The sequence below is a fragment of the Deinococcus roseus genome (genome assembly GCF_014646895.1).
GTDB lineage: Bacteria > Deinococcota > Deinococci > Deinococcales > Deinococcaceae > Deinococcus_C > Deinococcus_C roseus.
Genome location: NZ_BMOD01000024.1, coordinates 52,114 through 75,747 on the forward strand (window position 1 = coordinate 52,114; position 23,634 = coordinate 75,747).

Consider the following 23,634-nt stretch of genomic DNA (forward strand, 5'->3'; position numbering starts at 1 on the left):
TCTGCCTTGAAAGTCAGGTTAAAACCTGACATCATGCAGCCATGAATGACAACTCCATGCAAGAAGTGATGCGGCAACTTGCGGACATCCGCACCCGGCGGGACATCACCCTGCTCACGGTGTCCAAACGCATTGGTGTGCGCTCCAAGCAGAGTGTGCTGGATCTGGAAAACAGCGACAACCCCACCATCCGCAGCGTGCTGAAATACGCCGAGGCTCTGGGTGTGGGCATCGAACTGAACATCAACCGCTGCCATGTGCTGCCGGTCTTCAACCACGCTGGAGGGGTCGGAAAGTCCACCACCACCCGCGACATTGGATACGCCCTGGCAGAACTTTTCCATTTCAGGGTGCTGTTGATCGATGCCGACAGCCAGGCCAACCTGACAGAGATGTTTGGGCTCAATCCTGCCCAGATTCCCCTGGAAAACACCATCAACCACATCTGGGAAAGCGATGAACTGTCTTTCCCAGAGCCCACCAGAATCACTGAAAAACTGCATCTGGTGCCCAGTCAGCTCGAAATCAGCGGTCTGGAACTGAGCATTCCCACAGTGATCAATGGACAGAATTTGCTGTCCACCGCACTCAAATCCATCCGGGAACAGTACGACTTTGTGCTGATCGACTGCCCTCCTTCGGTGGGACAGGTGACCATGTCCTGCCTGCTGGCTGGAGACGCCATGATTGTGCCCACCCCGCCCAAGGAAAAAACCATGGGGGGCCTGCCCAGGGTGTTCAAGGTCCTCAACATCTGCAAAAAAAGCAATCCCCAGTACCGCATCGCCCTCTTTGTCACCACCCGTTTTGTGCGCAACGTGCACAGCACCGATGAAGGCTACTACGAGGAAATCGCCCCGGTGCTGAAAAAATATGGCCCGGTGTCCCAGCCCATCGGGGAACGCACCATGTTCGAGGATGCCTGGCAAAACCGCAAGAGCATCTTGCAGTACCGCCCGGACAGCGAAGCAGCCCGTGAAGTGATGGTCGTGACCGAGGAACTGCTGGCCAGCCTGAATGTGCAGGTGAATGTCAATGAGTAAGCGTCCTGCAGGAGGTGCAGCCAGCCTGGCCAAGTTGCTCAATGTTGCCCTTGCCCAGGAAGACACCCAGAGCATTCAGAACCTTCCGCTCAGCGAGGTGCATCCTGATCCCCAGCAGTTGCGCAGGTTCTTTGCCTCCGAAAGCCTGGGCAGCCTCAGTGAAAGCATCCGCAAACTGGGGGTGCAAAATCCCATTCAGGTGCAACCCCGCCAGGAAGGCGGCTACTGGATTGTCACTGGAGAAAGGCGGTTCCGGGCCTCGCAACTGGCAGGCAAAGACAGCATTCCTGCCGTGGTGCTTCCTGAGCAAACCCCTGAGCAACTGTCTGTGCTGCAAATGATTGAGAACTCCCAGCGGGAAGACCTGGACGAATACACCCAGACCCAGGCCATGGTGGGCATTCTGGGCCTGCGCTACCAGCAAAAACAGGAGGACCTGGTGCGATGGCTGGGCAGCCTGGGAAACGATGTTTCCGAGGAAGCGGCCCTGAAAAAAGCTGAGGTGGAAACCTTGCTCCGGGAAATTCAACCTGGTCTGAATTTCCTCAGCTTTGTCAAAAACCGCCTGCCCCTTCTGAAACTCCCAGAGGACCTGAAACTGGCTCTGCAGGAAGGCAAACTGGAGTACACCAAAGCCAGGGTGCTGGGCAAGATCAAACAGGATGGACAGCGCCAGAAGCTGCTGCAAGACACCCTGGAAAAGGGGTACAGCCTGGAGCAACTCAAAACACAGGTGCAAAAGCTCCAGGAAAAATCCCAGCCTCAATCCAGCCTGGTGGACCTTTACCTGAAAGGCAAAGAGCAACGCAGATATCAGCGCCTGAACCAGGAGAAAAAAGCCCTGGTGGAAGCCAAATTGAAAGAACTGCAAGAACTGCTGAACAGCTGATCGAGACAAGAAACAACCTTTTTCTACAAAGTTCAGGTTTCTACAAAGTTCAGGTTTCTACAAAGTTCAGGTTTCTACAAAGTTCAGGTTTCTACAAAGTTCAGGAGGAATCCTTAAGGGTATCCTCTGAACTTTCATCTGTGCACTTGCTGGTCCTTTCCCTCACCGGTATCTAATACCCAGATCTTACCCTTCAACAGCATCAAATCAATAGCATCAAAAAATGTTGTCTCTTTTGGGACGACTCATTTGTTTCGCCCACTTGAAAGGCAACTTTGTCATCCCTCAAAACATCCCGTTTTTTACAGGAAATCGAGGCACATCAGAACACAGGGAATGATGGGATTGATGCTTCAAACGGAATTTTAAAATTCAAATGGGCGGAGTTTGCTCCAGGTCGAGGTCCAAATTTCGCAGCATCAACAATTCCAGAAAAAGTTGTTCCCTCAGGAACGACTCCTCTTTCAGGCTTCAAGTGATTCTGCCCAAAATTCTCAGGGCTGGGGTCACCACCTTCAAGCAACCAGAATGAGCATCACCAGCATCTTGAACATCACGCTCTAAAACAGCCATAAACGCCCCTGGAAATTTCAGACCCTTATTGGGATACCCTAAAGGTCACGGAGGCGGGTTATTGTTCATTTTAGAGCATTCTGTGGCACTTGTTGCCCTGGGATCCGCAGGGTTTTGAGGGCTTCATCAAAATGACAGGGCAAAATGGACGCCATTGGTTGATTTGAATTTTACCATCATCAAGATCCACCTGCAGTGTCCAGTGCAGCCACCCCTCAGGGGCATCATGAGAAAAATGTGGGGAAAATTCTGGCTCAAAATTTTTTGCAAAAGCCCTGTTTTGATGATTTCTTTTTATAGATAAATCTTTTAAATAATTGATTGATTAAAAAGATCATCATCAGGGCGAGAGTGCCAGACAGCAATTTTAGCGCTATAACCACAGGTTTCCCGTGCTTTTTGGACCGAAAACCACAGGTTTCCCGATACTTTTGACCCCAAAAACCACAGGTTTCCCGTGGGTGGTCATTTTGAAAACCACAGGTTTCCCGTGCTTTTCGACCTCAAAAACCACAGGTTTCCCGATACCTGCTTTTTCAAAAACCACAGGTTTCCCGTGCTTTTCAGGGCTTTTTTGAGGCAAAAACCACAGGTTTCCCGATACCCCCCTCTGCAAGCAAAATTCTGGCTCTGTCACAATAAAAAGTTTCAAAAACCACAGGTTTCCCGTGGGTGCAAAACCACAGGTTTCCCGATACCCCCAGAAAAACCACAGGTTTCCCGTGCCTTTTGTTCTGAATGCGTAAATTTTAGATGCGTTTTGGACGGTATTTTTCGGGAAAACCACAGGTTTCCCGATAGTCTCTGGTTGGAGGGTGTGCAGTTCGGTTCTGGAGGATCTAAAGTTCGATTGCAAGCAGGAAATCCCACTTTTTCTCTCTTCACAGAAGTCAGCAAGAAAAGATGTTATGTTTATTGTGAATTATGAGAACTTATTCTGTTATTTTACCTGATCCTTGAATGACTTCCTGGCAAAAACCACAGGTTTCCCGATACTTTTTATTTGATCCCCCTGCCCCTAAAATGGTCTTCATGGCTGGAAAGAAACCCAAGGGCGAAGATGCCCAGATCAGGCGCTATCACGAATTGAATGTGGCACGCCAGAACCTGATTGCCATCCAGCGCCAGATCCCCGAGGGTTACAGTTCCTGGTCCTACCATGGCATCAGTGGAGAGCAGGAATTTAAGATCTCCTGCTCGGGAAAACTGGACCTGGGGGTTCCACATGGACTGGACAGCGATGTGTATGCTGCCATCCTCAGCCTGTACATGAAACAGGGTACCGAGGACAGCAAGGTCAGTTGCAGCGCTTACGAACTGCTCAAAGAAGCCAACATTGATCCTTCGGGCAAAGGGTATTCGGCTTTGCAGCGTTCTCTGGAGCGCCTGTACAGTTCCCAGTATGAAATCAAGAGCGCATGGCGCGACCACACCAGCAAAAAATGGATGTCGGTGACCTTCCAGCACATCGTGCGCATGGCCCAGACCCAGAGCGAACTGGAAAACCTGACTGCGGCCAGTCAGCTGGAAATCACGCTGCCTGAAGAGATCGTCAACAGCATCCGGGCAGGTTACATTTTTCCCACCAGTGGTCGGGTGCTCAGCCAATTGGACCAGCCCAACAGCCGCGCCCTGTACCGCACCCTGGAAGCCAACCGCCGGGATGCCATCGACCCCATGCGGCAGGTGAATGAATTGCACTTCAATCTGTTCGACTGGGCCAGAATCCTCAAACTGGCGGTCACCGATGATGCTTACCGCATCCGGCGCAGCCTGGAACGCAGCCATGAGGATCTGGTGCGTGTGGGGTACCTGCAGGATGTGCAGTACTCAGGCAGGGCAGAGCAGCAGCAGGTGTCTTACCTGTTTCACACCACCTTTGAACGCATCCCTGATCCAGAACTTTTGCAACTTTTGCAGGAAAAACGCGTGGCCAAAACCAAGGCCCTGGAACTGGTGCAAAACTTTCCAGAGCGCATCCACACGGCACTGGTGCACCTGGAGATCTTGCTCAACAGTGGCTACAAGCCCCGCAGCAAGACCGGGCTCTTGATCGACATCATTGAGAGTCCCGAAAAATACCAGGCGCAATTGAACCTGCTGCTGGACCCCCAGCAACTTGTTCTGGCAGAGGAAACGGGGGCTGCAAAGCCAGCAGTGGTGAAAGCAACCCTATCAGATGCCCACGATCCCGAAGACGCTTTTGAAAAACTGCCTCTGGAACAAAAAGCGCAGCGGCTGGTCAAGACGGCAGAGTTCCGCTACAGGCTGACCCTGATCGAAAAGGACATTTTGCACAGCATGGTCATGGACGGCACCATCAACGCCGATGAGGTGTTTCCCAGAGTGGCTTACAGCCTCAATGATTTTGACATCCGTGCTTTGCTGGGAGGCTGAGCTTCAGGGCTGGAATTTAGAATAACGTTATTCTAAGCAAAAAACCATCTGTAGGACAGGAAAAGGCTTCACAAAATTTCGAGGCATCACCGGGCAAAACAGGATGTGCAGGGTTCTGTTGACCCCGCAGATTGCAGCATTCAAGTCCTTGTGGAGGAATGCCTCTATTGTCTCTTCACGATGTTTTTTTGCTCTCTGGCAAAGAGGACCCTTGTTGCTCCCTGCGGCGCCTGCTCACCCAGCGGACGATGAAGACCACCATCAGTCCCAGAATCACATATGACGCAGGTTTGAGATAGGTCTCAACGGCCTTGTAGTTTTCACCCAGCAAACTGCCCAGGTAAGCCAGGGCCAGTGACCACAACAGGGTGCCCAGTGCAGTGAACAGCATGAACATCAGCAAGGGCATTTCGCTGATGCCCGCAGGAATGGAAATCAGGGAGCGGATGCCGGGAACCAGGCGCATCAGGAACACCGATTTTTTGCCGTGTTCATCAAACCAGTCGTCTGCTTTCTGGATGTCTTTTCCGGAAAGGGTCAGCCACTTGCCGTGCTGGTCTGCCCAGCGGGTCAGGCGCTTTTCACCCACCAGACGGCCCACAAAATACAGCGGCAGGGCACCCAGCACCGAACCTGCTGTTCCGGCCAGCACCACCCCCCAGAAGGTCAGGTCGCCTCTGGCTGCAGCAAATCCAGCCATGGGCATGATCAATTCTGAGGGCAGGGGAGGGAAGACATTTTCCAGGAACATCAGGAAAACAATGCCCAGATAACCCATGTTGTTCAATAAATTTTCAATCCACTCGAACATTTGCGCATGCTAGCACCCACAGCAGACATGTGCTGTGGGGATTGTTGCAGCCTTCAGGTGCCGTCCTGTTTGGTGGGGAGGATGGGCTGGGGTTGCCCTTGCAGCCACAGGAGGTACTGCATCCCGGAAAAAATCACACAGGTCTGTTCATCATGTTCGCGGTTGTGCTCGTGGATGCTTTCGATCATGCGTTTTCCGTGCCAGCGGCCACAGTAAGGACAGGTGTTGAGGTAATGGTGCCTTTTTCCAGTGGACTGGTCAGGGCCAAGACGCAAGAGTTTTGGGAACTGGGCGGCTTGAGGAATGAAGCGAGAAGTGTCAAAAAACACCACCGCCCGCTTGCACTGCACACAACGGGCAGCGGTGAACACACTGTCCGCCTGGTGTTGCATGTTCACCCCATATTCCTGCATGTACCTGCGCACAAACCGAAACACTTTTCCATACCGCGTTTCCAGCTCCTGTTCCTGTTTCCGGGACAGCCTGTGGGCCTGCACCTGATGTTGCTGCACTTTGGCAGGCACCCCTGAAGCAGCCTGTTCTGTTTCTTCTGTTTCGTCAGGCATCCTTACACCTCTATGCTCTAAGCGCGTTTCTTGCGGCTGTCCTGGTGCTGTTTGAGCATTTCACTGGCCTGCTGGTAAGTGAGGTCATCCAGTGAAGTGCCTTCCTGCAAAGGAGCAAAGTTCTTGCCACTGGCAAGGTACATTCCCCGGTCGTTGCGGCGCACCTGGATTTTGCCGCGTCCGTGTTGAAGTTCCTTCAAAACACTGTTTTCGCTGGATGCTGCCTCTGCCATTTGCAGGGCTTTCTCCAGGGTCAGGTGTGGGATGGCGCTGGCGTGGACTTTCAGTTTGCGGAATTCCTCACCGACTTTCAGGTAAGGTCCGTACTTGCCCATGCCCACCACCACTTCTTTGCCCTCATGAAAACCCAGCGTGCGTTTCTGGGCAGAAGCGGCAGGTGCAGCCACCGTGATGGTTTCCCCCGATCCCAGCAGTTCCTGGGCTTTTTCCGGTGTCAGGTCATCTGGTTTGAGGCTGTCTGGGATTTTCACAGCTTTTCCAGACATGCTGAGCAGAGGGGTTCCGTCCTGAATGCGGATGCGCAGTCCAGCTTCTTTCAGGATTTCAGGGGTGAAATCCGTTTCGGTGTGGGGCTGCTGGCGGTAAGCTGCAAGTTCGACAGACAGGCCGCCTTCTTCAAAATAGAAGTGGGTCAGGTAGTCCAGTCGGGTGCGTTTCCCCTCTGCAATGTCATCGAGTTGCTTTTCCATCTCTGCCGTGAAGGTGTAATCCAGGAAACGCGGGAATTTCTCGGTGAGGAATTTCACCACTGCCATGCCCAGCCAGGTGGCGTGCAGGGTGTTTTTGGTGCGCTGGATGTATCCTCTGGTTTCAATGTTGGTCAGGATGGAGGCGTAGGTGGAGGGTCTGCCAATGCCTGCTTTTTCCAGGGTCTGCACCAGCTTGGGTTCGGTGTAGCGGGCTGGAGGCTGGGTTTTGTTGTTCTTGACAGTGGTCTTTTTGACCTTGACCAGATCCCCAACTTGCATCTGCGGCAGTTTTTCGCCTTCCTCTTCCTGCTCGTCTTTTCCTTCAACGTAAAGGGTGCGAAATCCCAGTTCATCGTAGGTTTTTCCGCTGGCGGTGAACAGGTGGTTGTCCAGGTTAAGCGTGAGGACGCGCTGTCTGCCCTGCGCATCGATCATCTGGCTGGCCAGGGTGCGCTTGTAAATCAGTTCGTACAGGCGGTACTCATCGTCTGCCAGATCTTTTCTGGCCTGCTGAAGGTCCCTGAACACCTTGCCTGAAGGCCTTATGGCTTCGTGGGCCTCCTGGGCATTCTGGTTTTTGCTGGCGTAAACCCGTGGGTTTGCTGGCAGCAGTTTTGCATCGTAATGCTGGCCCACCGCGGCCCTTGCGCCCTGCGTTCCCTCATCCGACAAGGCGGGGGAGTCGGTGCGCATGTAGGTGATGTACCCGGCTTCATAGAGCTTCTGGGCCACCTCCATGCTCTTTTTCACCGAGAACCCCAGTTTGCGGGAGGCTTCCTGCTGCATGCTGGAGGTGATGAAAGGGGCAGGAGGCTTCTGGGTGAAGGGTTTCTCTTCGTCTTTCTGCAGGGTGAGGGGGTGTTTTTTGAGCTGTGCAGCCACCCCATCTGCTTCCTCTTTGCTGAAAGGGTAAGCCCCATCTCTCAGTTTTCCCTTGCTGTCAAAGTCTTTTCCGGTGGCCACCCGCTGGTTCTGAAAATGGGTGAGGCGGGCCGTGAAGCCGTGTTCGGTGAGGGAATCCAGTGAAATGAAGGCGGTGGGCACAAATTCGATGCGTTCCAGTTCGCGTTCTGCCACCATGCGCAGGGCCACACTCTGCACCCGTCCGGCACTGAGGCGTGGTCCCATTTTCCACAGCAGAGGGCTGATTTCGTAGCCGTACAGGCGGTCCACGCAGCGGCGGCTTTCCTGGGCTCCCACCAGATTCAAATCCAGGGGCCTGAGGTTTTGCAGGGCTTTCTGGATGGCGCTCTGGGTGATTTCAAAAAAGACCATGCGGTGCACGGGCACCTTGGGTTTCAGCAGTTGCAGCAAATGCCAGGAGATGGCCTCACCTTCGCGGTCTGCGTCGGTGGCCAGCAGGATTTCAGTGGCTTTGCTGGAGAGGTCCAGCAACTTCTGGATCTGGGCAGATTTGCTGCTGCTGCGCACATAATAGGGCCGGAATTTGTTGTTCACATCGATGCCCAGGTTGGCCCAGGGTTCGCTGCGGTATTTTTCGGGCAGGTCGTCTTTTTTGGCGGGCAAATCCCGCACGTGGCCGAAACTGGCGGCCACCACGTAGCCATTTCCCAGGTAGCTGCTGATTTTTTTGATTTTTCCTGGAGACTCCACAATCACGAGTTTCATGCTGCTGTCCTTCCCGGGTGCTGTGGTGTCAGGGCATCCCTTTCTTTCATTGTACTCCATACAGAGTAATGATGCTAAATTTTGTTATTTACATAAAATCAACTGAAAATCCTCTTTGTGTGTTGTGATACAGCTTTTTGCAGCAACCCCAAGAGCCCTGTAAGACCTTTCGGATTATGATGTCATCAGGCCCTGTCCTCACAATTGGCACATTCACCTTCTTTCAGCACGTTTAGAGGCCCTGACGCATCCAACATGTTGAGACCACAGACAGAAAATTTGCCCAGAACCTTGATGCCGCCCCAATCCAGAAGGCAGCACAGCCTTCAGATGGCGAGGTTTTTTGCTGCCCTGGTGATTCTGCTGACCCTGCTGTCTTTGCTGGCCCTGTTCAATGTGCAGTGGCGGCCTGTGGTTCAGGAGGTGCTGCTTCCTGCCGGGATGGTGATGAACCCTCTGGTGGCCCTGGGTTTGCTGGTGCTGGGCCTGGCCTTGCTGCAACACACCCTGCAACGGGAACGCCTGGGCTTCTGGCTGACCACCCTGGTGGCGGGAATGAGCGGTTTGTGCTTGCTGTTTTTGCAGGTGCCTGTGCTGTATGCCATCAATCGCTGGGTGTTCTCCAGGTACATTCAGGGGATGGCCCCGCATTTCCCGGTGCAGATTGCACCCACTGCTGTGCTGGAACTGCTTTTGCTTTCACTGGCCCTGTTGGCCCTGAATTTGAGGCACCGCAGAACTTCACAGTTGCTGGTGGTGGTGGCCTTCCTGGGCGCAGCCTGGACGCTGCAAGGCTACCTGTATGGCACCCTGCAGCGTGATCCTGGCAGTTTCCTTTATCCCATGGCCCTCAATGTGGCGGTGGGTTTGTTGTTTCTGGGGGCAGGCATCACTTACCTGCAACACAGCAAGGGGATGGGCAACATCCAGTTTGAATCCCATGCCGGAGGTTTGCTGACCCGCTGGCTGTTTCCGGTGGCCTTGCTGCTTCCCCCTTTGCTGACCCTGCTGGTGATGCACCTGGTGCGTGCAGACGGGATGGCCTGGGAGCATGGCATGGGCTGGCTGGCTTTCAGCACCACCCTGGTGTTGTTGCCCCTGGCCTACGCCCTGGCCCTGGCCCTGAAGAAGGCAGACCTGGAGCACCAGTTGCATGTGCAGAACCTGCAATCCAGTGAGGCCCGTTACCGGGCCGTGACCGAAAAAGCTGCCGATGCCATCATCACCACCAATGCAACAGGGCGCATTCTGACCTGCAATCAGAGTGCCCAGGAGCTGTTCGGTTACCGGGAACATGAGCTTCAGGGACGGGATTTTACGGTGCTTCTTCCAGAACCCACCCGCAGCCATTACCAGCAGAACCTGCTGGAATACATGCAGGGGGAGATCATGAACCTGCTGGACCGCAGGGTGGAAATTCAGGGACAGACCCGGGAAGGCCACATCTTCCCGCTGGAACTGTCGGTGTCCATCTGGGAACTGGAAGGAGAAAGGTTCTTTACCGGAACGGTGCGGGACCTCTCCCGCAGAGACCAGCTGGCAGATCAGCAGGCCCGACTGGCGAGTTTGCTGGCCCACTCCAGAGATTCCATCGTCAGTTCGGACACCTTTGGAAAAGTGCTGTTCTGGAATCCTGCAGCAGAACAATTGCTGGGTTACTCGGCAGAGGAGATGGTGGGTGCATCCATCCATCAAATTTTCCCAGGACATTTGCAACACGAGTCCCAGCGCATCCGTCAGGTGATGGAACAGGGAGGCAGCATTGTGAACCTGGAAACCGAAAGGGTGCACAAAGACGGACATCTGGTGTTCGTGTCGGTGTCTTTTTCTCCGGTGCGCAATGCTGCAGGTGAAGTGGTGGGGGCCACCAGCATTGCCCGCGACATCAGCGAAACCCGCAATGCCCGTGAACAACTGGCCAATGCCCTGGCCTACAGCCAGACCCAGGCAGAGGTGTCCCGCATTCTGGACCAGGACCTCTCTCCCGCAGATTCGGCCAGAGAAGTGACCCTGCTGGTCTCGGAGGTGATGGATCTGGATTTTGCCTGCCTGGTGACCCTGCAGGAGCTGGACACCGAAGTGCAGCCTGTCTGGGAAAAAGCATCTGGAGCTGTGCATGAAGTTGTGCAGAAGATGCTGGCCCATGACCTGTCTGGCTGGCTGGAAAGGTCATCCCGGCAAAGGCACCCCCTCTACATCAATGATGTGAAAGCAGCATTGCCAACAGCATTGCTGGATGATCTGAAGGGTGTTCCTGAAGGGGTGATTGCAGCTTTTGTGCCCCTGATTCCGCTGGGTTCGTCTCAGGAGAAGCCCCTGGTTTTCGTGGCCTGCAGTTTGCAGGGCCGCAAAGCCTGGAGCAGGGAAGACCGCAACCTGTTCGAGGCTGCAGGACGCAGCGTGAGGGTCACGGTGGAACGCCAGGAACGCCTCAGGCGCATGGAAGCCGCAGCCCTCACCGATCCCCTCACCCAGCTGGGCAACCGTCGGGCCTTCCAGGAAGATTTGCAGTCCCGGCTGTCTGCAGCCCGCAGGCACAGGCATCCCTTGTGTTTGGTGCAGCTTGATCTGGATGGCCTGAAAAAAGTCAATGACTTTTCTGGACACGATGCTGGAGACCGCCTGCTGCAGGTGTTTGCCCACCATTTGCGGGAACACATGCGCATCGAAGACCGTTGCTACCGGCTGGGCGGAGATGAATTTGCTGTGCTGCTTTCTCACAGCCCTCTGGGCAGCCAGGAAGTGATTTTTGAACGGGTGCGGGAAGTGATCCAGCAGGTGCAACAGGCAGGTTTCCCCCATTCCGATGTCAGTGTGGGCATGGCTTACTTTCCAGAAGAAGCCAGCACCATTCACGATTTGCTGCGGCTGTCTGATGAGCGCATGTACCAGATGAAAGACCAGCACCACCAGATGCACGCTCCTGAACCAGGGGATTGAAAGATGGAGGCTGGTTGAGAGGCGCAATTTGTTGTGAGGCTTGCTGTCATTGCAAAGACACCTGCTTTTTGTTCTGGGCAAAATGGTTTTGAAATCAAAACCCATCACGATCAAATGGGTTGTCTCAAATGGGTTATCATTGAATTCCAATGAATTGGATCTATGAAGTGGTGTATCCGGCAGTGGGGGTGACCCTGCTGGTCTGTCTGCTCTTTGTGCTTTTTCAGGGAGGACCACAAACCCTGAGGCAATTGTTTGTCAAAAACAAAAAACAACGTCGTCGCAGAAGAAAACGCCATTCATCCCATCAGGACGAATGAGCCGAATGAAAGGCCAGGGGCAGGCCAATGTTGTTTTGCTGCAGGGCTTCTCGGGCTTTTGTCAGCAAGAAAATGACCAGCTCAAGCAGGGAGATTGCAGGGCATCTGGGCAAAAGTCCCACCATTGCAGCACCATGGCGGTTTCGTTGGGGTAAGATCATCTCAGTTTTGCACTGTCCCAAGCTGCCTCAAGTTGCACTGACCCAAGTTGCACTGACCCAGGAGACCTGAAGCCCTGTGACCCCATCCCCTCCAGATGACCATTCCCTCAAGACTGCTGCTCTGGCGGCCAGTCTGGATGCCATTGTCACCATTGATCAACAGGGCAGGGTGGTGAACTGGAATCCTGCTGCAGAACGCACCTTCGGGTACCTGCAAGCAGAAGCACTGGACCAGCCCATGGTGGACCTGATTGTTCCTCCTGAAATGCGTGAAAGCCACCTGAAGGGCTTTCAGCGTTACCTGGACACCAGAGTGGCCCACATTGTGGGCCAGCGGGTGGAGGTGCCTGCCCTGCGCAAAGACGGCAGCCAGTTCCCCTGCGAAGTGAGCTTTCACCCCATTCACCTGAGCAGTGGGATTTATTTCACGGCTTATTTGCGGGACCTCAGCGAACGCAAGGTTTTTGAGGAAAGGCAGCGGGAAAACGAAAGAAAACTGCAGGACCTCAGTGAAGCCCAGACCCGCTTTGTGATGGAGGTCTCCCACGAGATCAAAACCCCCCTGACCGGCATCCTGGGCAACCTGGAGGTGCTGCTGAAATTTCCCCACATCCCTCCGGAGGAAAAACAGGAGATGCTGCAGGATTGCTACCGGGAAACCCTGCGGCTGGGACGGCTGGTGTCTGATTTGCTGGGCCTCACCAGGGGCACCCGGGTGCAGATGATGGAAGACGAGGTGCCGCTGGATCAACTGGTGCTGGATGCCGCCAGGGACCTGCAGCACAGCAGGGGAAACGTCACCCTGACAGTGGGCCACCTGGATTCCTGCTGGGTGCTGGGAGACAGCGACCGCCTGAAGCAACTGCTGATCATTCTGGTGGGCAATGCATTCAAGTACACCCCCACAGGGGGAGAGGTCACCGTGAAGCTGCAGGCAGAGTCAGGATTTGTTGTGTTGAAGGTCTCCGACACCGGAGTGGGCATCCCTGCAGAAGACCTGCAACGGGTGTTTGACCGCTTTTACCGTTCTGCCCTGAAAGAAGACCAGGATCCGGGAGGCAGTGGTCTGGGCCTATCTATTGCCCAGTGGATTGTGGAAGGCCACGGAGGCCAGATCTGGCTGGAAAGCCGTGTGGGAGAGGGCACCACGGCTGTGGTGAAACTGCCCAGTATGTCCTGATGCTGGTCAGGCCATGGCCCGGTCGATGGCCACGGTGCGGATTTCTCCAGCAGGGCTGAAAGAAGAAGCCACCAGTTCCATCAGAAAATTGGATCCCTCGGTGAGGCAATACCAGCGCAGGGTGGTGGATGGGGTCAGGTAGCGGATGAGTTCCTGCTGGTACAGCATTTCCATCCATCCAGCCATTTGCTGGGAGGGAATGGCCAGAAACCTGGAAGGGTACAGCACAATCAACAGGTGATCACGCCCAGCATCGGCGTACACTTCCACCCGCATGGTGGGCTGGGCAGGGTCCGGCTGGAAACTGGGGCAAACACAAATGCATTCCATGGCTGGCCTCCTCAAGGTGTTGCTTCAGGGTGGTGTGCACATCTGTTGCACATGAAAAAATTCAAACACAGCCCATGTTGCCCTGACAGGTGTACCGTGCAGGTCAACACAGAACTGTGCTGTTTTTGCAAGTCTACGTGATGCCAACTTGAAGTTAACCCCTTCACATGAAATGCCTGCCGGATTTTGATGTGCAAGATGATTGTACCCTGTGTTTGTGCTGCAGAACAATGCTTCAGCTGCAAAGATTGGATCAAAGTCAGGTCCAGGCTGCAACAATGCTGACCTTGGTCAGGAATCCACAGGTTGCTGGGTTCTGGGTTTTGGGTTGGGGTGTTCAGGGTTTCAAGGGTGGAGCCAGGTGGTGGTTGATGCCCGCATCGTCCCGGTTTTTCAGGGCCTCTTGCAAGCTGGCGCAGCGTTCCAGAAAACAATGGGCGGTTTCCTGGATGGTGAGGGTGCGTCCGGGCTCTCCATCGTGCCTTTTCATGGTCACCAGGGCCATTGTGGGATGCCCTGCTGCTTCCTCCACCCGATCGATCTGATGGAGGGGCAGGGTCGCCACTTCTTCTGCTGTGGTGACCACCATGATGAAATCCCGGACTTCCTGCAACCGCATGTGGTCAAGGTACCAGAACCCCTGTCACAACATCATGACCGCTCCAGGGAAGGAATGGATGACCTGAGCAGGGCTTTTTCAGACCTTTACAGCTGACCATTGAAAAATTTTTCTCAACAGGACAGCCATGAGGCACTTCGGAGCTGCCTTGGGGTCTGTTGTGCTTTTGTAAGGCCTGACCAGAAAATTGTGACAGTTGTTTCATCTGCTTCATTTGCAGGGCAGTGATGTGTTTTGCAGTGTTCACCCTGCAGGCATGGAATGATGTTCAGATGAAATTTCAGGTGAACATCCAGACCGATCAGGTGCAGGTCAATGAAAGCATCACAGGTGAAAATGAATCAGACATCTGGAAACAGGCCCGCAAGGAACTGGAGCGGCGGGCTCCTTTTCTGGTGCGTGCTGCTATCAAATTGATGTCCGATCAGTCCCTGTGGAGCCGCATCACGGGCTACATCAACGAAAAGCACAACCTGCATGAACCCGTGCCGAACACAGCAGAGGAGTTCATGGCGCTCGGAATCCGCACCGGATACATCACCCGTCTGGACTGAAGCAGGGCCCTGCCAGAGGTTCAGGGCCAGAAGTTCAGGGCCAGAGGTTCAGGGTCTGGAGGTGGTGGGCCGGACCACCAGAGAGGGAGGGAATTGCTGGTGTTTCAACTGGTGGAGTTCCTGGTTGAGGGCCTGGACCAGGAACTGGGCGGCTTTTGCTCCCATTTCACGCACCGGCTGGCGAATGGTGGTCAGTCCGGCCTGCTGTGCGTCCTGATTGTCATCGAAGCCCATGATCAGGAAGTCCTGTCCGGCCTGCTGGCCCGCTTCAGTGAGGTGCCTGAGGATGCCAATGGCCACATCGTCACACTGGGCCAGGATGAAATGGGGTCCATCCAGTGGATTTTGCAGCAGGTGCTGTCCAATCTTGCGCCCCCCTTCCAGGGAGGCTTTGGTGTACAGCGTCTGTCTGGGCACAATGCCGTGGCGGGACAGTGCGGTCAGGATGCCCTGCCTGCGGTCTGCGAACACCGGAGATTCAAATTCTCCGGGGATTTCCTGGATGTCCACAAAAAGGATGGGGAGGCGGCATTCCAGGGCGTGTTGTGCAGCCATCTGGCCTGCCGTGAGGTTGTCGAAGGACACACTGTGGTAGTCCTTGTGGTGGGTGTCCACAAGCACAATGGGTTTGGTGAAGGGGGGACGGCCCTGGTACATGCGTTCCGGGTTCAGGGAGGCAATCAGCAGGCCATCTGCCCGGTAGGGGATGCTGGTGACTTCCCGGTACCTGCGCAGGCGGTTTTCGCCCACCACCGGGAAGAAAGCGAGGTCCAGGTCCACTTTTTCCAGTTCGCTGTAGATGCCAGAGAGCAGGGTGTCGTAAAAGGGGATGCCGGTGACGGGAAGCAAAATGGAAACCGCTCCGCTCTGACCGTACCTGAGGCTTCTGGCGTCCAGGTTGGGGGTGTACCCCAGGGTTTCAATGGCTTTCAGGACTTTCTCGCGGGCTTCATCGGAGATGTTGGGCTGGTTGTTGAGGACACGGGAGACGGTGCTGGTTCCCACGCCGGCCAGTTTTGCGACCTGTTTCACATTGGGTTTCAAGGGGCATCCTTTGGGAGAAGAGAAGGCACTTCCTGAGGTTGATTCTGGTAGCGTTGCCAAAACACCAGCCATCAGGGCAAAAAGCGTATCCCATCACACTTGAAATTCTGGTACAACCACAGATGTCCCATTGTCCTTGCTGCTGTACCAGAAGTCAAGCTGCACATGTGGTGCAAATGTGCAGCCAGCATGGTCTTGCTGGTGCAAAATTGGGTTCAGATTCTTGAGGGTTTGGCTGCTTGACAGGAGCCCGATGTTGGTCAATACTGAAAACATCCCTGGTATCGATACCAATAAATGAACAAAAAGCGAAACAAAATCCGCTTTGTTGGCTTTCTTCTATGGTATCGATACCATAAAGGAATGATGCAGCTGGCCCAACCCACTGCCCCTTGATCTGTGTGCTGATCCCTGTGCTCGACTGTGCTCGACCCTGTTCAACCGACTGTGTTCAACCTGGCCCTGATGGATGCCAAAAAGCTCTTTCCCACACACCTTCTTTTCCTTTTCAACCAGCAACGGAAATTCCTGGATCTGAACGGTTTCAGTCTTCGCTGAACAATTCAGGTCAGGTGTCTGCTGTCCTGATGTGCACTGGCCATCCAGCTTCCTCTGAACCCCACTTTCATGCAGGAGAAACATGACCCAGATGATTCGACCAAAAACCCTGGCCCTCACCCTCTGCACCCTCACCCTGGCAGCTTGCGGGTCCCTGACCCACCCTCCTGTCTCCCAGACCAGCAGCAAACCCACCAGGCAAGCCGTGTCCACCAGTGTGACTTTCAACGTGAACCTGGACCGGAGGATCAAAGCAAGCCAGTTCACGCCTGGAACGGACACGGTCGGTGTCAGCGGGAGTTTTGGCACGGTGGCCCTGACCGACCCGGATGGAGACCGCATTTACTCTGGAAGCGCATCCAGCATCCAGAGTGCCGCCCAGATCACCTACAACTACCGCCTCAATCGGGCCGGAAACAGCATCAACGAAACCGTGCCTCCACGGAAATACGTGGTGCAGGACACGGCATCTTCCAATACCCTGAACAACTGGTTCAACGATGAGTTGCCTGCGTATCCATATGCACGGTTTTATGCGTCGAGCAGCAAGGCGATTCCTGGTGAGGTGGTGCGGTACTTTGATGACTCTGAGGGAGGAGCAGCCACCAGCTGGAGCTGGTCTTTCCCCGGAGCGAGCCCTGGGACCTCGAACCAGCAGAATCCAACGGTGACTTATGGTGCACCGGGGACATACACGGCGACGTTGACGGTCACGAATGGGAGTGGGAGCAGCACCTCGAAGAGCATGAGCATCACGGTGGCGAACCCGGAGAGCACGCTGGGATGGTGGAACGATGCGGTGTTCTATCAGGTGTACCCCAGAAGTTACCTCGACACCAACGGAGACGGGATTGGGGATTTTTCAGGGCTGCTGAGCAAGCTGGATTACATCAAAGACCTCGGGGTGACTGCGCTTTACATCATGCCCGTGCACCCTGCTTCCTCCATTTACTTTGGGGGGTATGAAGTCACCGATTACAAGGGCATCGCCAGTGAACTGGGCAGTCAGGCCCAATTCGATCAGCTTGTCACCGATGCGCACACCAGAGGGATGAAAGTGATCATAGATGGGGTGTTCAACCACACCAGCGACGAGCACCCCTGGTTCCAGACGGCAGCCAAAGGAACCGGCAGCATCTACGACGATTACTACGTCTGGAGACAGGACAATCCCGTTTCTGCATGGCGCAAAAACAATGCCCCACACACCGATCCCCGTTTCAACACCTACTGGGGCAAGTTTGCCGTTAAAACGCCAGATCTGAACTTCTACAACGTGTCGGTGCAGAACACCATCAAGGACGTCAGTGCTTACTGGCTGAACCGGGGTGCAGATGGTTTCCGTCTGGATGCCCCCATGTTCCTGTACGAGAATGCAGATGCCTCTCAGGACAGCAACCTTCCTGCGACATACCGCTACTGGCGAGACTGGAGTGCTTACCTCAAGACCGTCAAACCCTCCAGTTTCTCGGTGGGGGAGACCTGGATCAAAGACGACATGCTTTCTGCTGCCCGCTATGTGTACCAGGGTTTTGATGTGGGGTTCCAGTTTGACATTGCTTACGGCATCCAGAACTCGCTGAACAGCGAGAACAAGACCGAACTGCAGGGGGCCATCGAGCAGTCGATGTCTTACTATCCCTTTTTGCAATTCGGGACGTTCCTGTCCAACCATGACCTCTTCAAGGCCGCACCAGATTACACGCCTCAACGCATCCGTCAGCGTCTGGAAGGCAACAAAGATGCCAAGGCCAGGGTTGCAGCAGCATGGCTGCTGACCGCTCCTGGGGTGCCTTTTGTGTATTACGGAGATGAAGTGGGTGCAGCAGGAGCCTACTCCCGCAAACCCATGCAGTGGACGGGCGGTGCAAATGCAGAGAGGCACCTGTCCATCCAGTTTGAAACTTAAAAAGAAAGAGACCTCAGGGTCTCTTTCTTTTTGGTTCCCTTCGGTGTGCCTGCACCCAATTGGAAATGCAAATCTCTGTCCTGATCTGTACAGAGGTTTGCCTTGATGAAGGCCTCCTTACAGAATGATGCCGATGCTCAAGAGCTCGCATTTTCTCAAGGGGGTGAGGGGCAAACCCTCACCCCTGCTGCCCAAGGCCTTGCTGGTTCCGGTTCTGCTTTCCGCGCTGCGTTTTGAGGCCATCAAGCTGGGGTGGGTCAATCCAGAACTGGGGGCCACCCTGATCACCGTGGGCAATGTGCTGGTGTTCGTGCTGCTGGTGCGTGCCCTTTCCTGGGCGCTGGACCACACAGACACCCAGCAGGGCATCACCGCCAATGCGCTCAGGAACAGCGAGGAGAAATTCCGGGCCATCAACCAGACCGCCAGCGATGCCATCATCACCCTGAATGCCCACGGAGAGGTGATGGGCTGGAACCGACATGCCACCCTGCAACTGGGCATGTACTGGCTGGTCCTGAACGAGAGACCAACTCAGAAGTGAGGGCCAGCCTTTACAGGTCCTGACGGGTTGTTGCAGGCAGCTCAGGAGGCTGTGGCAGGGGTTTCTGCCGGGGTTGCTGGAGGGGTTGGGGCCGTGCGAGACCGACGGGCAGTGTCTGCACCGTCCCCATCGAGTTTGGTCAGGGTGGCTGCAAATGCAGCGAGGTCATCGCTGGCTTTCAGGGCTTCAATGGCCTGGGCATTGAGCGCTTTGAGTTCTGGTGTGGTGACCGCATACATCTCAGCGACGTGGCCTTTGAGTTCAGCCAGGGTGCTGTAGCAGGTAGCAGCATCTGCAGTGCGGCCCCGGTGGCTGGTCACACTGGGTTCTTCCTGGGTGGAGGGGCCAATGGTGGTGATGTTGCCTGCCCGCACCAGGGCAGCGCTGGCCTGGCGTTCATCCAGAACTTCAGCAAGGAAGAGCATTTGACGAAGGGCGTTCATGCGGTTGAAGAGGGCCACATGGGCACTCATCAACCCGGCTTTGCGGAGGATGGCATCAGGGTTTTCCATATGAGAATCGTAGCACAAAATTCGTTAAAAACATAATACTGGAAATCAAGGCATGTATTCTGCAGAAGAACCACATGAAACCAGAACATCTGCATGCTGTTTTCAATCTGCTTTTTCAGGGTGCTTTTCAGACTGCTGGCTGACCTGCAGGGGTTCAGTTGCAGCAGGATCTTTCACGTCTGGAACGTCTGAAAGCAGCTGCCTTCTGGGATTCTCAAATTGCACCGTGTTCAGGTACCGCACCACCCACAACAGCCCAAAAGCCACCACCACCATCACGGCAGAAAGCACCAGTGCAGGTTTCAGGTCGGATTCCAGCGCCGCATAAATCGACAGGGTGATGGTGCGGGTTTTGCCCTGCAAAGAACCAGCAAACAAGATGGTCGCCCCAAATTCCCCCAGGGCGCGGGACCACGCCAGCACCATCCCTTCCAGCAGAAAAGGAAAGGCCAGAGGCCAGGTGATGAAACGAAACACCTGCCAGGAACCTGCACCATCCACCCGTGCTGCATTCTCAATGTCCGGGTCAATGGACAGGAAGCCCCCTTTGGAGGCCCGAATGTAAAACGGAGCCGAGGTGAACAGTTGCGCCAGCACCACTGCTGTGGCACTGAAAGCAATCTGGATGTGTCCCAGCTGCAACAGAGGCCCCAGCAGACCCTGACGGCCAAAGGTCAGCAGCAAACCAACACCCGCCACCACTGGAGGCAGCACAATCGGCAAATCCAGCAAGGCATCCAGAACGGTTCTGCCCGGAAATCGGTAACGGGCCAGCAGGTACGCAATTGGCGTTCCGAACAGCACCGTCAACAAGAGGGTGATGCCTGTGGTGACCACGCTGACCCTTAATGCGTCCAGCACCACCGGATCAATCAGGGCAGGGAAAAAACCACCTGTGAAACCCTCTGCCAGGATCACAAAGGTGGGAAGCAGCAAAAACAGAATCAGCAAGGTGCTGAGCACCACAGGAACCAAGGGCACCTTGCGTTTCATGGGTTCACCTCACTTGACCTTCAGGAAGCCCCATTTTTTGAGGATGGCCTGACCGTCTCTGGACACCACGAAATTCACGAACTGCGCCGCAGAATTCTGCCCACCTTTCACAGTTCCAATGGGGTAGGTGGCCATCACATTGTACTTGCCAGGAATCAAAATGGTTTTGACTCTGGCTTTCACCTCAGGGGTGATGTCAGTGGTGTAAACCACGCCTGCATCCGCTTCACCCAGCTGGACTTTCAGGGCCACCTGACGCACGCTGGTTTCTTCGCTGACCACGTTCTTGAGGACACGCTGGGCAAACAGGGTATTGGATGCCCTGGAAAGGTTGTCAAACACCTGCCTGGCGTACTGACCGACCGGAACACTGGGCTGGGCCAGCACCAGTTTCACTCCGGGTTTCGCCAGATCTGAAAAGCTCTTGATGCCTGCAGGATTGCTGGCGGGCACAATGACCGCCAGTTGATTCCTGGTGAAGGCCTGTTTGTTCAGAACCAGTCCCGCTTTGACCAGCGGATCAAATTGGGCATCGTTGGCACTGGCATACACGTCTGCTTTTGCCCCCTGTTCCAGCTGGGTTCTCAGGACCTGAGAGCCCGCAAACTGGAAAGTCACTTCCACGCCTGTTCTGGCTTTGTAGGCTGCACCGATTTCCTTGAAAGCATCGGTGAGGGAAGCAGCGGCAAAGACCGTGAGGGTTTCAGCGTGGGCTGCACCCATCAAAAGCACAGCAGCAATCATCAGGTGTTTCTTGAGGGGTTTTTTCACTGGGATGCTCCTTGGGGTTCAGGGACTGCGGTGTACATTTCTCCGGCATGGGTGGGGTCATATCCGCCCAGCGACTGGATGTTTTTGCGGGTCTGGCTGGTGGTCAACAAGGCCAGCAGTTTTTTCAGCACCGGATGGGACAGAAAACGGTCCGGGACCACCAGATCGAAGCGCTCCTGAACCAGTGGAATGAAGTCCAGTTGTTCGGTGACCACCGCCTGAATGGCCAGTCCGGTGTCTGCCCTGCCTTCTGTGATGGTCCGGGCAAGGTCCTGGTGGCTTGTTGCAACCGTCTGGTACCCCTGAACCTGCTCTGCAGCAATGTTCTGCTGCTCCAGCAAAGCGTCCAGCAGGATTTTGCTGCCTGCACTCTGCGGGCGGTTGATGATCCTGACCTCTTTGCGCTTCAAATCCGCAAGGCCAGTGATGTTTTTGGGATTGCCTTTTTGCACCAGCAGCCCTTGCTGCCAGTGCCAGAGGGAAAAAAGCGTGCATGGTCCAATCTGGCTGTGCTGCACGTAAGGGGTGTTGAATTGCCCTGTGGTGCGGTCATACAGGTGGATGCCTGCTGCATGGACTTTTCCCTCACGCAGCAAATCCAGACTGTCCAGGCTGGTGTGATGCTGCACGATCACCCGTCCAGTGTCCAGCCTGCTGGCCACCATTTTCAGGGCAGGGTCGCAGCCTGCAACCAGCAGGGTGTTTTCCCAGAGGGCAGGTTCCGTGAGCGGCTGCACGGTGATTTTCCGGTTTTCTGCCAGGGTGATGAAGGCATCTGCAGGGGTGCTGAAGCGTTCTTCCTCGGGGATGGGCAGGGCATAAAGCGTGCCCTGAACGCTGGCCAGCAGCACCCGCCCGCCTTCTGCTGGTGGGGTGCTTCCCTGCCAGAGGGCTGTGGGAGAGGCTGCTTCATGCAATTGGAACAGGTCCTCGACCCTGCAACCCAGCACCTGGGCCAGTTTCAGGGCCACCAGGGTGTTGGGGATGTAGCGGTCCTGCTCGATGGAGTGGATGGCCTGCCGGGACACCCCGACCCTCAAAGCGAGTTCCGTGCGGCTCAGTCCCGTTTGTTCACGTCGCTGTTGCACCTGGTTGCTGAGTTCTGGACCCATCATGGGGCGACTGTAGTCTATTGTTTACGAGATGTCAAGTTAAAGTGTCATGACAGGGGCCTTGCTGGAGTTCACAGCAGCAAAACCACCAGAATGGCGCTCTGGTGGTTTTCAGGAAAGGCTTCAGTTCACAGCAGGTTTTTTACCGCTGCCATTTGATCAGCCAGCGGTACACCTCGCTGTTTCTGTAGGCGGTGTCCCATCCGGCCTGGTGGTCTCCATATTCCACCTCGGTGTAACGCAGGGTGCGGGTGGTGTTTCCGGCCAGGAACAGGGCATCGATCATGTTGCGGGTGTATTGCACGTTGGTGGTGTGGTCGTCCTGGGCATGGAACGCCCAGATGGCCATGTTCTTGAGGATGGAGGCATGTTTCGGGCTGCTGGACCCGCTGATCGGCACGATGGCTGCAAAAATTTCGGGGTGGCGCATGGCTGCGTTCCAGACGCCCTGACCACCTCTGGAAAGACCAGCAAGGTACACGCGCTCCGGGTCGATGTCCGGGTGGGTTTTCAGCAGATCACCAATCAGATTGATCAGGGCGGTCATGGAGACGGTTTCGGGGGTGGAGTCCAGATCGTATTCGGCAATGCCGGTGCTGGCCCAGCGGATTTCCACGGGTGTCTGGGGGGCCAGCACATAAGCCGCCTGCACCTGCTGGTTTTCCGGGAGGGTGAAGTACTGGGCTCCATTGCGGGTGCCATACTGCATTTGCTTCTCGTTGTCTGTGCCTGCCTCTCCAGAGCCGTGCAGATGAATGATCAGGGGGAGTTTGCTGGAGGTGGGCTGGGTGGTGGGCGTGTAAAGCTGGTAAGGCAAATTGAAATTGTTGACCGTGATGGTGTTTTTGGTCCAGCTTCCTCCCGTTCCCACTGTGCTGACGGCAGAGAGGGGGTCAATCAGGCGACTGGCCTGGGCGGCAGAGGCAAACAGCAGGACGGAAACCAGGGTGCTTGACATGAGTTTCAGCATGACGCTCCTTGAGGGGTTCTGGCAAATGCCAGCAGAAAGAGGGGTGAATGGGGAAGAAATCAGGGCAGGAATGACCGCAGCACCTGGGCGGTGCCATTCAGAGGAACAAGTTCATAAAGGGTGGGTGCAGCGGCAACCAGCACGGTTTCCCAGGGTTGCAGGGTCAGTGGGGCTTCACCACCGTGCAGTTCCACCGTTCCATGGGTCACGGTGAGGGTGTGAAAGGTATCTCCGGTGGTCTGCGCTTGCAGAGGAGAGGCCAGGTGCAGCAATTCGGTGGTGAAGTAAGGGCAGCTGACCAGAGGATGCGCTGCGGTTTCCTCCAGTGGGGGCTGGTGGGTGAGCTGACCGGAGAAATCTGCACGGGTGACGGCGGCAGATTCTTGCAGATGCAGTCTTCTTCCGGCATGGGCGGGCCTGTCCCAGTCGTACACCCGGTAGGTCAGGTCGCTGGTTTGCTGCACCTCGTAAATGAACAAGCCTGGACCCAACGCGTGCA

General features: G+C 55.2%; 20 protein-coding genes and 1 pseudogene. 9 read left to right on the forward strand and 12 right to left on the reverse strand.

What is annotated here, in order from left to right:
• Positions 1-41: 41 nt before the first annotated feature.
• From IEY52_RS21405 to IEY52_RS21415, 3 genes are all read left to right on the forward strand, one after another.
• Entirely contained in the window at positions 42-1,043 is a 1,002-nt protein-coding gene (locus tag IEY52_RS21405) for an AAA family ATPase (protein WP_189006708.1), read from the forward strand.
• Positions 1,036-1,932: a ParB/RepB/Spo0J family partition protein gene (locus IEY52_RS21410; protein ID WP_189006711.1), complete on the forward strand. Its 897-nt coding sequence runs from the start codon at positions 1,036-1,038 to the stop codon at positions 1,930-1,932. The genes IEY52_RS21405 and IEY52_RS21410 overlap by 8 nt, the downstream gene beginning before the upstream one ends.
• A gap of 1,605 nt (positions 1,933-3,537) precedes the next feature.
• Positions 3,538-4,902 carry a replication initiator protein A gene (locus IEY52_RS21415; protein WP_189006715.1) on the forward strand — a complete coding sequence of 455 codons (1,365 nt, stop codon included), beginning with the start codon at positions 3,538-3,540 and terminating at the stop codon, positions 4,900-4,902.
• 175 nt (positions 4,903-5,077) lie between these two features.
• On the opposite strand, the gene IEY52_RS21420 is transcribed toward IEY52_RS21415, so the two are convergent.
• The 3 genes from IEY52_RS21420 to topA are packed head-to-tail and all read right to left on the reverse strand — an operon-like array spanning position 5,078 to position 8,618.
• Positions 5,078-5,713: a DedA family protein gene (locus tag IEY52_RS21420; protein WP_189006718.1), complete on the reverse strand. Its 636-nt coding sequence runs from the start codon at positions 5,711-5,713 to the stop codon at positions 5,078-5,080.
• Between the two features lie 53 nt (positions 5,714-5,766).
• Positions 5,767-6,279, reverse strand: a complete 513-nt coding sequence (locus IEY52_RS21425; protein ID WP_189006721.1) for a hypothetical protein — start codon at positions 6,277-6,279, stop codon at positions 5,767-5,769.
• A 17-nt stretch (positions 6,280-6,296) separates the two neighbouring features.
• The gene (gene topA, locus IEY52_RS21430; protein WP_189006723.1) at positions 6,297-8,618 is read right to left on the reverse strand and encodes a type I DNA topoisomerase; all 2,322 of its coding nucleotides are present in this window, start codon (positions 8,616-8,618) and stop codon (positions 6,297-6,299) included.
• 330 nt (positions 8,619-8,948) lie between these two features.
• On the opposite strand from topA, the gene IEY52_RS21435 reads away from it, so the two are divergent.
• The 3 genes from IEY52_RS21435 (at position 8,949) to IEY52_RS21445 (ending at position 13,219) form a co-directional block, all read left to right on the forward strand.
• On the forward strand, positions 8,949-11,558 hold the full coding sequence (locus IEY52_RS21435) for a sensor domain-containing diguanylate cyclase (protein WP_189006725.1): 2,610 nt from the start codon (positions 8,949-8,951) through the stop codon (positions 11,556-11,558).
• Positions 11,559-11,707: 149 nt separating this feature from the next.
• Entirely contained in the window at positions 11,708-11,878 is a 171-nt protein-coding gene (locus IEY52_RS21440) for a hypothetical protein (protein ID WP_189006727.1), read from the forward strand.
• A gap of 237 nt (positions 11,879-12,115) precedes the next feature.
• On the forward strand, positions 12,116-13,219 hold the full coding sequence (locus tag IEY52_RS21445; protein ID WP_189006729.1) for a sensor histidine kinase: 1,104 nt from the start codon (positions 12,116-12,118) through the stop codon (positions 13,217-13,219).
• A gap of 6 nt (positions 13,220-13,225) precedes the next feature.
• Here the strand turns inward: IEY52_RS21445 and IEY52_RS21450 are convergent, their stop codons facing one another.
• Positions 13,226-13,549 carry a hypothetical protein gene (locus IEY52_RS21450; protein ID WP_189006731.1) on the reverse strand — a complete coding sequence of 108 codons (324 nt, stop codon included), beginning with the start codon at positions 13,547-13,549 and terminating at the stop codon, positions 13,226-13,228.
• A 337-nt stretch (positions 13,550-13,886) separates the two neighbouring features.
• The gene (locus tag IEY52_RS21455) at positions 13,887-14,168 is read right to left on the reverse strand and encodes a hypothetical protein (protein ID WP_189006734.1); all 282 of its coding nucleotides are present in this window, start codon (positions 14,166-14,168) and stop codon (positions 13,887-13,889) included.
• Positions 14,169-14,440: 272 nt separating this feature from the next.
• Between IEY52_RS21455 and IEY52_RS21460 the strand changes: the two genes are divergently transcribed.
• Positions 14,441-14,722 carry a hypothetical protein gene (locus tag IEY52_RS21460; protein ID WP_189006737.1) on the forward strand — a complete coding sequence of 94 codons (282 nt, stop codon included), beginning with the start codon at positions 14,441-14,443 and terminating at the stop codon, positions 14,720-14,722.
• 48 nt (positions 14,723-14,770) lie between these two features.
• Here the strand turns inward: IEY52_RS21460 and IEY52_RS21465 are convergent, their stop codons facing one another.
• The gene (locus tag IEY52_RS21465) at positions 14,771-15,766 is read right to left on the reverse strand and encodes a LacI family DNA-binding transcriptional regulator (RefSeq protein WP_229684906.1); all 996 of its coding nucleotides are present in this window, start codon (positions 15,764-15,766) and stop codon (positions 14,771-14,773) included.
• A 640-nt stretch (positions 15,767-16,406) separates the two neighbouring features.
• Here IEY52_RS21465 and IEY52_RS21470 point away from each other — a divergent pair.
• Entirely contained in the window at positions 16,407-18,233 is a 1,827-nt protein-coding gene (locus tag IEY52_RS21470; protein WP_189006740.1) for an alpha-amylase family glycosyl hydrolase, read from the forward strand.
• Between the two features lie 133 nt (positions 18,234-18,366).
• Positions 18,367-18,777, forward strand: a complete 411-nt coding sequence (locus IEY52_RS21475) for a hypothetical protein (RefSeq protein WP_189006743.1) — start codon at positions 18,367-18,369, stop codon at positions 18,775-18,777.
• 41 nt (positions 18,778-18,818) lie between these two features.
• Here IEY52_RS21475 and IEY52_RS21480 read toward each other — a convergent pair whose 3' ends face one another.
• From IEY52_RS21480 to IEY52_RS21505, 6 genes and pseudogenes are all read right to left on the reverse strand, one after another.
• Positions 18,819-19,289 (reverse strand): multidrug DMT transporter, encoded by a 471-nt coding sequence (locus IEY52_RS21480; RefSeq protein ID WP_189006746.1) that lies wholly within the window; start codon positions 19,287-19,289, stop codon positions 18,819-18,821.
• 102 nt (positions 19,290-19,391) lie between these two features.
• Positions 19,392-20,282, reverse strand: coding sequence for an ABC transporter permease (locus IEY52_RS21485; protein WP_189006763.1), 891 nt, complete (start codon positions 20,280-20,282; stop codon positions 19,392-19,394).
• Between the two features lie 9 nt (positions 20,283-20,291).
• A complete protein-coding gene (modA, locus tag IEY52_RS21490; protein ID WP_229684907.1) occupies positions 20,292-21,053 on the reverse strand; it encodes a molybdate ABC transporter substrate-binding protein in 762 nt (253 codons plus the stop codon).
• Positions 21,050-22,168 (reverse strand): XRE family transcriptional regulator, encoded by a 1,119-nt coding sequence (locus tag IEY52_RS21495; RefSeq protein WP_189006766.1) that lies wholly within the window; start codon positions 22,166-22,168, stop codon positions 21,050-21,052. The genes modA and IEY52_RS21495 overlap by 4 nt, the downstream gene beginning before the upstream one ends.
• A 139-nt stretch (positions 22,169-22,307) precedes the next feature.
• A complete protein-coding gene (locus IEY52_RS21500) occupies positions 22,308-23,135 on the reverse strand; it encodes a carboxylesterase family protein (protein ID WP_189006769.1) in 828 nt (275 codons plus the stop codon).
• A gap of 59 nt (positions 23,136-23,194) precedes the next feature.
• Positions 23,195-23,634: pseudogene (locus IEY52_RS21505) on the reverse strand (type I phosphomannose isomerase catalytic subunit); the annotation flags it as partial.